13 protein-coding genes are annotated in these 12,581 nt (G+C 45.0%); 7 read left to right on the plus strand and 6 right to left on the minus strand.

Annotation, left to right across the window (positions count from 1 at the left end):
• The first annotated feature begins 95 nt into the window (after window positions 1-95).
• On the plus strand, window positions 96-1,262 hold the full coding sequence (locus AACT19_RS04850; RefSeq protein ID WP_004736271.1) for a DUF1887 family protein: 1,167 nt from the start codon (window positions 96-98) through the stop codon (window positions 1,260-1,262).
• Between the two features lie 206 nt (window positions 1,263-1,468).
• Here AACT19_RS04850 and udp read toward each other — a convergent pair whose 3' ends face one another.
• The 4 genes from udp to AACT19_RS04870 form a co-directional block, all read right to left on the minus strand.
• A complete protein-coding gene (gene udp, locus AACT19_RS04855) occupies window positions 1,469-2,227 on the minus strand; it encodes a uridine phosphorylase (RefSeq protein WP_004736272.1) in 759 nt (252 codons plus the stop codon).
• 314 nt (window positions 2,228-2,541) lie between these two features.
• Complete coding sequence (locus tag AACT19_RS04860) at window positions 2,542-4,890, minus strand: zinc/cadmium/mercury/lead-transporting ATPase (protein WP_076645524.1); 2,349 nt, start codon at window positions 4,888-4,890, stop codon at window positions 2,542-2,544.
• 174 nt (window positions 4,891-5,064) lie between these two features.
• Entirely contained in the window at window positions 5,065-6,528 is a 1,464-nt protein-coding gene (locus AACT19_RS04865) for an MATE family efflux transporter (protein ID WP_076645526.1), read from the minus strand.
• A gap of 186 nt (window positions 6,529-6,714) precedes the next feature.
• Complete coding sequence (locus AACT19_RS04870; protein ID WP_017078938.1) at window positions 6,715-7,131, minus strand: CBS domain-containing protein; 417 nt, start codon at window positions 7,129-7,131, stop codon at window positions 6,715-6,717.
• Window positions 7,132-7,414: 283 nt separating this feature from the next.
• On the opposite strand from AACT19_RS04870, the gene AACT19_RS04875 reads away from it, so the two are divergent.
• On the plus strand, window positions 7,415-7,648 hold the full coding sequence (locus tag AACT19_RS04875) for a hypothetical protein (RefSeq protein WP_017078937.1): 234 nt from the start codon (window positions 7,415-7,417) through the stop codon (window positions 7,646-7,648).
• Between the two features lie 184 nt (window positions 7,649-7,832).
• Window positions 7,833-8,129 (plus strand): hypothetical protein, encoded by a 297-nt coding sequence (locus AACT19_RS04880; protein ID WP_076645528.1) that lies wholly within the window; start codon window positions 7,833-7,835, stop codon window positions 8,127-8,129.
• Between the two features lie 96 nt (window positions 8,130-8,225).
• Here the strand turns inward: AACT19_RS04880 and AACT19_RS04885 are convergent, their stop codons facing one another.
• Entirely contained in the window at window positions 8,226-9,182 is a 957-nt protein-coding gene (locus AACT19_RS04885; protein WP_242658927.1) for a glycosyl transferase family protein, read from the minus strand.
• Window positions 9,183-9,379: 197 nt separating this feature from the next.
• Here AACT19_RS04885 and AACT19_RS04890 point away from each other — a divergent pair, with 197 nt between their 5' ends.
• The 4 genes from AACT19_RS04890 to AACT19_RS04905 all read left to right on the plus strand — a co-directional run bounded on the left by AACT19_RS04890 (window position 9,380) and on the right by AACT19_RS04905 (window position 11,852).
• Entirely contained in the window at window positions 9,380-9,988 is a 609-nt protein-coding gene (locus AACT19_RS04890) for a TetR/AcrR family transcriptional regulator (protein ID WP_076645532.1), read from the plus strand.
• A gap of 102 nt (window positions 9,989-10,090) precedes the next feature.
• A complete protein-coding gene (locus AACT19_RS04895) occupies window positions 10,091-10,465 on the plus strand; it encodes a hypothetical protein (protein WP_076645534.1) in 375 nt (124 codons plus the stop codon).
• 89 nt (window positions 10,466-10,554) lie between these two features.
• Window positions 10,555-11,154: a thiol:disulfide interchange protein DsbA/DsbL gene (locus AACT19_RS04900; RefSeq protein WP_076645536.1), complete on the plus strand. Its 600-nt coding sequence runs from the start codon at window positions 10,555-10,557 to the stop codon at window positions 11,152-11,154.
• 203 nt (window positions 11,155-11,357) lie between these two features.
• Window positions 11,358-11,852: a peptidylprolyl isomerase gene (locus AACT19_RS04905; protein ID WP_004736286.1), complete on the plus strand. Its 495-nt coding sequence runs from the start codon at window positions 11,358-11,360 to the stop codon at window positions 11,850-11,852.
• 130 nt (window positions 11,853-11,982) lie between these two features.
• Here the strand turns inward: AACT19_RS04905 and AACT19_RS04910 are convergent, their stop codons facing one another.
• Window positions 11,983-12,420 carry a c-type cytochrome gene (locus tag AACT19_RS04910; RefSeq protein ID WP_076645538.1) on the minus strand — a complete coding sequence of 146 codons (438 nt, stop codon included), beginning with the start codon at window positions 12,418-12,420 and terminating at the stop codon, window positions 11,983-11,985.
• Between the last annotated feature and the right edge of the window lie 161 nt (window positions 12,421-12,581).

Raw genomic sequence — 12,581 nt, forward strand, 5'->3', positions numbered from 1 at the left:
TTTTTTATGATCTTTGTCATTATATGATTATTAAGGCTTGCTGCTTCCCGTTTTTTCTTTCACCTTTATGAGCGAGCCGCTATTAAGGAATTTATATGGCTGTTCATGTTGGCATTATCGATCAAGATCCCATTCGCTTGATCACCCCACTACTCGATAACCGAACGATCAGCACTCACATCGTGTTCATCGGTGACAAGAATCAAGTCAGTATTTACCAACGCTTAGACAGCGTTTTGCAGAAGCGCGACATTACGAGTGAATTTTTCGAAATTCCAACCCTCGTAAATACATCCGCGATTAAAGAGTCTATCCAAAACCTTGCCGAAGACCTCAAAGCTCGTGGTGAAGAAGTGAAACTCAACGCAAGTTGTGGCCTTCGTCACCGCCTACTTTCTGTCTACGAAGTATTTCGTACTTACCACTGGCCAATCTTTGTTGTTGAACCAAACAGTGACAAGCTGTGCTGGCTTTACCCGAATGGCAAAGAAGACGCACAAGTTCAAGACCGCATCACTATCGACGACTACCTGACTGTGTTCGGCGCTCGTGGTGAATTCAGCGATGTACAGCTGTCTCCGCAACTTGATCAAAAGCTTTATGAGCTGGGTGAACGCTGGGCAAGTAATGCACTAGAACTCGGCCCAGGCCTTGCTACATTGAACTATCTTGCAACGACCTGCCGCAAAGAACAGAGACTTGATGTGGGCTTGTCAGAGAAACAACAAGGTTATCGCGAGCTAAACATGCTGTTGAGCGATTTGGTTGAAGCTAAGATCGCCACTTATGACAATGGTATTTTGACGTTTGCCAATGAAGACGCACGACGCTTCTCAAACGGCGAATGGCTTGAAACATTGGTTCATAGCACAGTTAAGCAGATCCAAGATGACATGCCGACCATTCAAGATCGCTCTTTGAATGTTCAGGTTTATCGTCAACTCGGTGAGCGCGAGGTGCGTAATGAGCTTGATGTTGCTTCTGTAGTGAACAATAAGCTGCACATCATTGAGTGTAAGACCAAAGGCATGCGTGATGATGGCGATGATACCTTGTACAAGCTGGAATCGCTCAGAGACCTTCTGGGTGGCCTACAAGCACGTGCAATGTTAGTGAGTTTCCGCCCTCTTCGTCATAACGACATCACACGAGCAGAAGATCTTGGCCTTGCATTGATTGGCCCTGACGAATTAAAAGATCTTAAAACACACCTAGCGGCATGGTTCACCGCTGCCGGTGGTGATGAAGATTTAGAATGCTAAAAGCCAATAGACTCTTGAGAGCTCAACGCTCTTAAGTAAAGCTAAAAAGGCGAATGACGATTAGGTCACTCGCCTTTTTTGTTCTCCAGCCATTTATCTGTTCCGCTCTATTTCCACCTTTCAACTCTCTATATCTTTAATTTATTTGCCCCATAAAAAATGGCCGCATCATTCGATGCGGCCATTTTTAAATCTTGGAAACAGACTTAAAGCATTTTACGAGCAGCTTCTACAACCACTTTGATTGAACGCGCTTCTGTTACTTTTAGTGTTTCGTGATCAGGCGTCTCTTTTTGAGTACGGTTGATGATTACACCAGCAACACAACCCGCTTTAAGACCAGAACTTGCACACATAGTTAGAAGCGTTGCAGATTCCATTTCGAAGTTTAGAACGCCCATGTCTTGCCATTCTTGCATAGAGCCTTGGAAACGCTTAACAACGCGACCAGAGAACGTGTCGTAACGCTCTTGACCTGGGTAGAACGTATCGCTTGATGCCGTTACGCCCATGTGAACTGTTGCACCTGATTCATCAACTGCCGCTTTCATTGCTGTTGCAACTTCAAAGTCAGCCACTGCTGGGAACTCCATAGGAGCAAAGTGCAGGCTAGCACCGTCTAGACGAACAGAACCTGTAGAAACAATCATGTCACCCACGTTTACGTGTGGTTGGATAGCACCAGTAGTACCAACACGTAGGAAAGTGCGAACACCAAGTTGAGCAAGCTCTTCAACTGCGATAGAAGTAGATGGACCACCGATACCTGTTGAACATACAACAACTGGCTTGCCGTCTAGCTCTGCGCGGTAAAGCGTGTATTCACGGTGACTAGCAAGAAATACAGGATTCTCCATCTCTTCGGCAATTTTTTGCACACGAGCAGGATCACCAGGAATGATCGCAAGAGTAGCACCGTTAAGATCTGCTTCAGTAACACCTAAATGGAAAACAGCTTGAGACATAGTTCGCTCCTTTTGGCTTATTGGGCTTTTTACCCTTATTTAAGCTCATAGTAAATTCGTGGGGTACGAACACACTCTAACCAAGCTCATTACAAAATGAAGTGACGAGCGTCACACCAATGATCGCAACAAGATTTCAAGTTTCACGAAAAACCGATTGGCATCACAAAAATAAGCAATCTACACGCATGTGTTGCATACGAATGAGACAAAAAACGCCTTTAACGTATTACCGCTAAAGGCGCTTTTTATATTAAGCGTTTTTGATATTAGGCACTTTCAAATTGAGAGCGTCCTACATCAGGAACCTGAAACTAATCCGCTTTTGATTTGAATCGAAGCAAACGCAGAGCGTTGAGTGTCACCAAAGCTGTTGCGCCACTATCCGCTAAAACTGCCACCCACAAACCGGTAATACCTAGCAAACTGGTCACTAAGAACACACCTTTCAAACCAAGTGCGAGTGCGACGTTTTGACGAATGTTATTCATAGTCGCTTGCGACAGTTCAATCATCGCTGGCAACTCAGTTAAACGGTTATGAGTCAGTGCTGAATCCGCAGTTTCAAGGGCAACATCCGTACCACCGCCCATTGCGATACCTACATTTGCCGTTTTCATAGCCGGCGCATCGTTGATGCCATCGCCCACCATGGCCACGTGTGACTGCTGAGATAACTGTTCAACGTAAGACACCTTGTCGCTTGGCAATAGGCTTGCTTTATACTGCATACCAATCTTGCTGCTGATCGCTGCCGCGCTTCGCGGGTTATCCCCAGTAAGCATGATAGATTGAATTCCCAAGTCATTAAGTCGTTCAATTGCAAGCTTAGCGTCACTACGTAACGTATCTTGCCAAGCAATCAGACCAATCACAGTCGCAGCTTGCTCTGCTGATTCTTCTTGATCTTTAAGCTCAAGAGCAACCACAACCGTCTTGCCCTCGCCTTCTAATGCCTCAACCTGAGAAACAACATCGGCACCAAGATCGAACGTCACCTTAGAAGGCGATAGAACCTGATACTTAATTCCGTCGACATCACCTTCAACACCACTACCGATCAACGCAGTCTTGTTGTGTGATTCAGGAATCTCAATATTCAGTTCTTTCACTTTAGCAACTAGCGACTGCGCCAATGGGTGGGTAGAACCCACTTCAATTGCTCCAACCACACGCAGCATCGCATCTTGTTGCCAACCCGATAGAGGCTGAATGTCCGTAACCTGAGGCTTACCTTCAGTCAGCGTGCCCGTCTTATCGAAGGCAATAGTTTGAATTTTACCAAGCTGCTCCAGTGCTGCGCCACCTTTAATTAGCGCACCACGTTTCGCCGCTGCAGCTAAACCAGACGTAATCGCGGCTGGAGTTGAGATAACCAACGCACACGGACAAGCAATCAACAATAGCGCTAAACCACGATAGACCCATGTTTCCCATGGCTGTGCGAACAGCAATGGTGGTGTGATGATGACTAAAAGAGCCACCAACATCATTAACGGTGTATACCAGCGACTGAACTTATCGAGGAATCGCTCGAGCGGCGCTTTACGAGATTCTGCTTCTTCAATCAGGTGAAGAATACGGTCGATCGCGTTCTCACCCTGTTTTGAAGTGATGGTAATACGCACCACTTTATCCACGACCACAGCGCCAGCCATGATGCTGTTGCCTTCGATGTGTTCGACAGGAACAGATTCACCGGTTAACGCACTTTCATCGAAGCTTGCAGCGTCGGTAATCAGTTTTCCATCAGCAGGTAAACGAGAGCCCGCCGCCACTTCAATCACATCACCGGGAACCAGTTCACTGACTGCAACTTCAACACGTTCGCCGTTGATAATCTTGGTGGCATTTTCTGGTACCAATGCCATTAGCGCTTGAACGCCACTTCTTGCTCTTGATGAAGCAAACGCTTCTAAGCGCTCACCAATCAAGAACAACAGTAAAACCATCGCCGCTTCCGCGGTTTCGCCCAGGTACAAGGCACCCAGCGCGGCAACACTCATTAGAGTTTCTATTGCGAAAGGTGTACCTGAACGTGCCAACTGAACCGCTTTCTTAGCCACCGGATATAATCCGAGTAGACAGGTTGCGGTGAATAAGCCTTCACTTAATTGAGGATATGTACTTTTCAGAAGCGCAGCGAACAGCATTGCCGCTGCAATCGCGATAATCTGAAGATTAGGTTGGATGTACGCTTGCCAAAAAGTCTCAGGTTGTTGTTTTTCTTTCTTAGAACCGACTTCCGAAAGAGGGAAGCCCGTTTTGATAGAGACCTGTTCAATGGTATCGGCAAGACTTTCATTATCGAATTTAACAACCAGTTTTTCGGTAGCAAAGAGAACCTTCGCTTGAATAACACCGTCAATATTACTGATCGCGTTTTCTATTTTTCTAGCACAAGCTGGGCAGTCCATTCCGGCAACCAGCCAACTTTTGGAAAATTGGGCGTTAAGAGACTCAGTTAAGGGCAGCCGGTCTTCTTCTCCACTGTCTGAACCACAACAATCATCTGCTGCTGCAGAAGCCGTCGTAGAACTACAGCATGATGAAGTACCCGCTGCCGTGATGCTGGAAATTTTAGGACTGGAACAGCTTGCTCCTGCCGCTTGAGGTTGAACGTCCACTTTTGTTGAGCGGCACGCTGCATGTTTTGCGCACATAATGTATCTCCTTAATACTCAAAAGCCTTGAGGTTGTTGCTGGCTAATCACAGCAACCAAACCTTAAGTTCATCAAAAGTATAAACCTTGGAGGCTACTCCAAGGTCAAGAAGAAATTGTCCAAGGCCAAGAAGAAATTTGCAAACCGACCAATCTCGTATTGGAATGCCGGTGTTATTGCGACTTGAACTCTTTACACTCTTCTCTGTTCGCAGATACATCATCAATAAGAACCGCATCGTGTGAACAAAACGGTTGTGTATTCAAGCTCACTATCGATACATCGTCTTCTACAGGATCAACTTGGGTACCTTGCATAAGCTCGGCAATATGATAGCGAAGCACCAAGGTACCGAGTATTCCGAACAAAACATTACCCAAGGCTTGCCCATACAACACACCCAATGCGCCATACCATTGCGAGCCTAAGTAGACGAACGGCAACGTACCAAGAGTGGCTTTACCCAGATTCAGTGCGGTCGAGTAAAGCGGTTTACCGAGGTTATTGAAAGACGTATTGGCAACAAACAACGCGCCATTAAAAGTAAAGGTTAAGGCGACATAAGTACAAAATGCCGCAACAATAATTGCTGCATCACCTTGCAGGCTAAAGCCTTGGATCACATAGTCTTGGACAAAGTACAACAGAATACAGACAGCGATGGTGTATGCCGTAGTAACCAACAATGAGTTGTTGAGCGTTTCTTTTACTCTGTCCATTCGTTCTGCACCAAAGTTTTGCCCAATGATTGGGCCTACAGCGCCGGACAAGGCAAAAATAACCGCAAAACAAACCGGCGTTAGACGACCAATCACGGCAAAGCCCGCGACAAAATCCTCACCGTATTGTGCGATACCCGTTGTCACAATCGCATTGCCGATAGGTGTTGCGGTATTGGTGATAATTGCGGGAAGCGCTATGGCCAATATAGGGCGAATATTAATGCGCCACTGCACCATTGAAGGAGGTGCAACCAAGTGATGACTGCGAATCAGAGGATACAGCGAGAAGAGAAGCACCGAAAAACGGGCAAAAACAGAAGCAATAGCCGCCCCTTCTATATTCCAGCCAAAACCAAAAATAAACAGAGGGTCCAAAATCGCATTAACGATACCGCCCGACAAAGTCGCCCACATCGAACGTTTGGCATCTCCTGCCGCCCTCAAACCCGCTCCGGCCGCCATCGCCAACGCTAAAAATGGCCCACTTGGCAATAAAATCTGTAGGTAAGCTTGAGCACGCTCTGCGGCAACCCCTTTTGCCCCTATAGCGGCTAACAGCTCCGGGATATAAGCAAACATCACCGCGGTAATCGTCAAACTGATGACAAAAGCAGTCAGCATAATACTGGTGGCTAGATTTCGAGCGTGTTCCTGATTCTTTGAACCGATCGCTTTGGAAACTAACGCGCCCATAGCAATGGAAGTACCAATCGAAACGGAGGTAGAGAAAAAAGTCAGCGTGCCTGCAAAACCCACCGCAGCGGCCAATTCGACTTGTCCCAACATACTGATGAACAACATATCGAGTAAATCGACCACGAATAACGCCATCAAACCGACTGAGCCAGCCCCCGACATCACCAAGATGTGGCGCATCGTTGAACCTTCTACAAACTTTGCCGTTTGATTTGACATGAAACCTCCAAAAGCTGGGACACCCACAAGCAAGCTCCCTAAACTAGTGATCCAAATCGAGCGTTCCACAAGCTAGGGAGCGACAAAGAAAGGATCGACCAAGAAAAGCTCTATACAGAAAAAAGGCGCTAGTGCGCCTTTTTTCAATTGAGGGTATTGAGAAAAATAATCGTTCTTAACACGCTACTATACCTGATGTTTGAAGCATTCTTCCAAGTTCTTGCCGATTGCTCTCAAAACATCGGTTCTGGTGATAATACCCACTAGCTTTTTGTTATCGAGTACTGGATAAGCTTTGGGTTTACCCACTTGCATCATATCTGCCAATTCAATGATGGATAAGTCTGGTGATACCGATAGCACCTCTTGGTACATACAATCACCCACAATGTGTGTGTCTTGGCAGAAATAGCTTACCTTCACCAATTTTTCTAATAAATCTTGCTCAGAAAGGAAACCAATAACTTGCTCATTATCATCAATTACTGGACCGCCCATGTGATGGCTGCTCATTACTCTATCTAACGCGAGACTTAACGGCATGTCAGGAGTGAATGTCACAACCTGCGGCGTCATGTAATCTTTCACTTTTATTGAATGCATTGCGTTCTCCCTAAATACTTTTCGTCATGTCTTTTTCTATCTTGTTAACCTAATTGTTGTCTAAAATCTTGATTTTACTAAATGGATTTCAACAATTTTATTGATAGGTAAAACCTACCAAGGCGAGAAAACAAGGTCACAAAAGGCTTGTGAGCATTTTTACGCGAGCAAAAAAATAAAAAATAGAGTCCTTACAAAGCCTTACTTTATGACACTGGCTTGAATGAATAAACCTTGTACTCTTCACGCCATAAATAATTATATCGTTACAATTAGGCCGTTTATGCAACACAACAACAGTATGTACGCGTACATTTATTCCGGTGTCGATGGTACAGAAAACACCCTCATCGCCACTGTCGACAACCAAGAAAAGCCCCTTATCTCTAGCTGCGTCGATGAGATAAAACACATGTCTAGCTTAGCGATTGATCTGGCGGCAAAACACAATTTGAAAGTAAAGTTGGTCAAATACCAAAGAGCACAAGAGATCGACTTCGGCTTGTTCGTTAAATAGCAGACTCATCACACATGTCTTGACCGACAAGCTCAACAAGCATTGTCAACGGCACCTGAATACCGTATTTTGCGGCAAGTTCTTGAGTAGGTAATCACATTGACGATGATTACCTGCTTTAACCGATAAGCGCTCGAATTGGAGACATCCGTCGCACCGCTTTTCATTGTCCAAACGGTTCACTATGACTTCGCTTCGTTCTCCTCAAACTGTTCTATCTCACTTTATCCCTAAGCTAAAAAGCTACTTTAGCGAATTATTGGATTTCCAATCGCGCATTTGGGTGGTTCATATTTTTGAAGACTCCATCACCGATCAGTCCTTTGTGATAAATGAAGATGGCTTTAAAGAGCCGTTAGAGTGGATGAAGAAACGAGCCTATCAAACAACAATGCTTGAACGAGTTGAGAAGATGAAAATTTCACAAGTGATTGAGATTCAATTCGAAGACAAGATGCATCGATTGATGCGAGTGAAGTAGCTCTATTGTTTGGGCATTCACGAAAGGCCCTTGCTAGAAATTAAGCATAAAAAAGGCCAGCGCTCGCTGACCTTCTCTCATTGGTTAAACCATCATCTAACGCGCACAATACTCATGCCACAGACGCACCGCTTTCTGGTATGCCTCAGTTTTATCGTGCGTTTCTGCGAATAAAATCGCAGTCATACTGTCCACAACACTGTTCGCCATCAGCTCCATCTCATCTTCCGGTGTACCCAGCACACATTCAGAAGGCAGAGGCAGTTCAACATTCATCGTGCCTTCCCAGTAGAAAGATTCCACCTTCTCAGGAGAACTCATCCAGACCGTTTGACTCACTTTAGGGTTGTATTCTGATTCGCCATTCATGCCTTTAAATGAAATCACCGAGTGGGATTTATTACCAATGACATGCTCAACTTCAGCGTGTAATTGAGGAAAGCCTGGGTGAAAACTACCACGCAAGCCCAAACGACCACCACCGGGGTTCAATGCTCGAACTACAGTATTAATCGGCGTTCTCAGTCCGTAACGGTGTTTCCAACCAATCATAGTTTGAGCTTCAGGTGCGAAGTTCGCCAAAGGCAAATAGGCGATACCATCCGCTTCAAGGATCTGCTTGGCGTCTTGTGGGTTTTGAGCTCGGCGAACACCAACACACTCTAGATGGGTCTCAACGTGCGTGCGGCCACTTGGTTTGTCCATGTAGCCATGCATTAAGACTTTATAGCCATTATCAGCTAAGATTTTTGCCGCCAGCAAGTTCCAAGGCTTACCACTGGCAGTATCGTTACGCTTACCTGCATAACACGGCCAGTCAATATCGGCGCCTAAGTCTGGTACTCGAGATTGAAATGCTTTTACAAAGCCTGCGATCTCTTCATTGGTTTCATTCTGCACACGAATCAACATCAGTAGCATAGCCATTTGGTCGTCACCGACCTCTCCGCTTAAATACTCATCCATGATGCGGTAGGCTTGTTCGAACGATAAAGGCTTACGCCCTCTTTCTCCTCGTCCAACTGTACGAATACACTCTAAAATACTACTCATTGATTGTTTATTCTCTTCCGTTGATATCAATAAAATTCGAATACGCTTTCGATTCTATGATACCCACAGTGCATTGCAAAGCGATTCAGTTGCTATCGATCGAATTACCAATACGCGGATTGGTGTTCTAAAAGTAAACTTACTGGTGTAAAATTAGCGTATGCAATGCTAACCGCGACCTATTGAGTAGTATCCCGATGACTGTAAAAAAAACGCTGAGCCAAAGAAAACGTGAATCGATCGTTGCCGCTGCTATCGCAGAGTTTACTGAGCACGGTTACAAGGCCACCAGCATGGATAAAATATCGAGCCGCGCGGAAGTATCAAAGCGCACGGTATACAACCACTTTGCCAGCAAAGAACTGCTTTTAGATGAGATTCTAGACAGCATTTGGAGCAAAACTCTGGCCGCGACGCATTTCCCTTATCAAGCAGAACTGCCTCTTAATGAACAACTCGCTTCGATTGCTAATCAAGAACTAGAGCTTTTAGAATCAGAAGGCTTTATCGACTTATCTCGCGTGCTGTTCTCAGAGTATTTCCATAACGCCGAACTGGCGCATCAAGCTATGGAGAAATATTCCCAAGCAGAAAGTGGACTCACAACCTGGATTAAAGCAGCACTGGCAGATGACCGCTTAATTGAACTAGACCCTCTATTTGCATCTACCCAGTTTATTGCACTGTTAAAGTCTTTTGCATTTTGGCCACAAATCATTGGTCATACGCCGTCACCGGATGCTGCACACAAACAAGTGATCATCCAATCCAGTGTCGAGATGTTCCTGAAACAGTATCAAGCGTAATAAAAGTTGAGCTCGGCTAAGTTTTATTGGGTTTGATTAGGGATGCACAAACGAGTGAGGTATGATTCGCCCGCTTCACTCGTTTACCAAGACTAAGAATTCATGCCAAAGTTGATTAACAAAATTTGGGTACACGCTTTCATGCTCTTCGCTATGCTAATGGCCACCATTAGTGTGGACAGCATCGCGAGCAGCAATGCTCTGCAAGCCCCCCAAGCTCAATCAACTTCTGCCAATAGCTTCTCTTTCTCTGCTTCTAACATCAACTCTGTAGAGAGCACCCCAACACCTTATTCCAGCGCACACCCCAACGTTGAGCACCACTGTTGTGGATCGGTCTGTCTACTGAAAATGCCACCACTTATCGTTTCTGAATCTTTCGAACCGCAGATTGAATCATTGGCACTGATAGAAAAAGAGCCTTCGCACAAAGCGATTGTTTCACCACAAGCGCCATATCGCCCCCCTATTTCCTAATTGTTTGTCCCTGTTTGGCAATATCTGCCACCAAGTTATAACAGCATTTTTGCTGTATCAAATGACATCCGAATTTAGGAAATGAACACATGAAAAAACTATTTAGCCTCTTTGCCACTCTACTCTTGAGCGCTTCAGTAAACGCCGCACAATTTGAAGAAGGCACGCACTACAAAATCCTTGATGTAGCAAAGGCCGACAAGCCTGTCGTTACCGAATTTTTCTCTTTCTACTGCCCACATTGTTACAAGTTTGAAGGGGTCATTAAGTACCTAAAAGCAGACTTGCCAAAGTCAGCAAGCTTCCAAAAAGTGCACGTCGCTTTTATGGGTAACAACATGGCAGTACCAATGGCGAAGGCTTACGCGACCATGATTGCTCTAGACGCTGAAGAAAGCATGGTTCCTGCCATGTTTGCTCAGATCCATGAGAAGCAACAAACACCAAAAAATGAAGCAGAACTGCGTGAAGTTTTCATTGATAACGGTATCGATGCGAAGAAGTTTGATGCGGCATACAACAGCTTTGCAGTGAACTCGATGCAAAAACGTTTCGATAAAGAGTTTGATCAAAGCACACTAACAGGTGTTCCTGGAGTTCTGGTTAACAACAAATACATCGTGAAACCGGATCAAATCAAGAGCTACGAAGAGTACAACCAACTAGTTAACTACCTGCTAACGCTCTAAGTCCGTTTTTCACCTCAAAGCCAGTGACTTCATTGCTGGCTTTCTTATATATGAAGTATCCCTAGCCACTCACCATTCCCGTAAATCCGCTTGGGAAGCATTGTTAACTGGCATCCTCCACAATTTTTCATATACTGCACTCAAATAAGCTAACCACTGTGCTGTTGCACTCAAAATATTAGCACTCAAATATTGGGACCTTTATGATCATTCTGACCACAAACTTTGGCGACATTGAAATTGAACTGAACCTTGAAAAAGCGCCAGTAACGTCGAAAAACTTCCTTAAATACTGCCAAGATGGCTTCTACGAAGGCACAACATTTCACCGTGTTATTGAAGGTTTCATGATTCAAGGTGGTGGACACACTATCGACATGACAGAAAAACCAACTCGTGCACCTATTGTGAATGAAGCTAACCGGGGCTTAAAGAACGTGATTGGATCACTCGCAATGGCTCGCACTGACGCACCCCATTCAGCAACGGCGCAGTTCTTTATCAACCTTGACGACAATGATTTCCTTGATCATACAGCAACCAGCAACTCAGGTTGGGGCTACGCTGTGTTTGGCAAGGTATCAGCAGGTATGGATGTGGTAAACAAGATTGCGCTTGCACCAACCACCACTCGCTGGGGACATGAAGATGTGCCGTGTGAAGACATCGTGATTACTAAAGTCACTGTTCGCGACTAATTCACTCACGTGCTTTCCTGCCCCTAGTGCATTCGAATTGATTGCACAAAGCAAAGAAGGCAGCGCGATAGAACTATGGTGGTAAGGATTCGACTTTACCACCTGTATTCAAAGCTCGTTATTAGAATCGTTACCAACGAGAGCGGTAAGTACGGTGACATCCTTTACAAGTATTGTTCGCAGAATCTAACCCTTGTTCTGCGCTCGACAAATCTTGCTCAACACTCGCTTGATAAAGCTCTGCAAAGCCTTGGTTCATCTGTAACATCAGTTGGTTAAATTTCTCAGGCTTGCTCCAAATCTCCTTCTTGGCCTTACCTCCTGTATCAGCTTCAGCAAAACTCGCGTTCAATACATCACCATGTTCCACCAACATGTCACTTAACTCGCCCACCTTCAGCCAATCCACGTCACTGTTATTCAATTCTGAATCGACTTGTTTGCTGATCTCTTCAATAGAGCTAAAAGCCTGTTGACGATTATTTACAACATCCGCTGCGGCTGCAGAGATCATGGGTAGAGCAATCGTAGGCAGTGCGATGATTAAAGCGATGGTGAATTTTTTCATAGTGTCATTCCTAGTGATTAATTGATTGAGTGCTTAATTGACTGAGTGGCTAATTGACTGAGTGATTTGTTCGTTAATTACTGATTGGTTTCTTAATAAATTACGGCTTGATAGTTCAGCCGTAATCGATGAGATGCACTTAATTTACATAACAATAGTTG

This window comes from Vibrio sp. 10N.222.47.A9 (assembly GCF_963872585.1).
GTDB lineage: Bacteria > Pseudomonadota > Gammaproteobacteria > Enterobacterales > Vibrionaceae > Vibrio > Vibrio splendidus.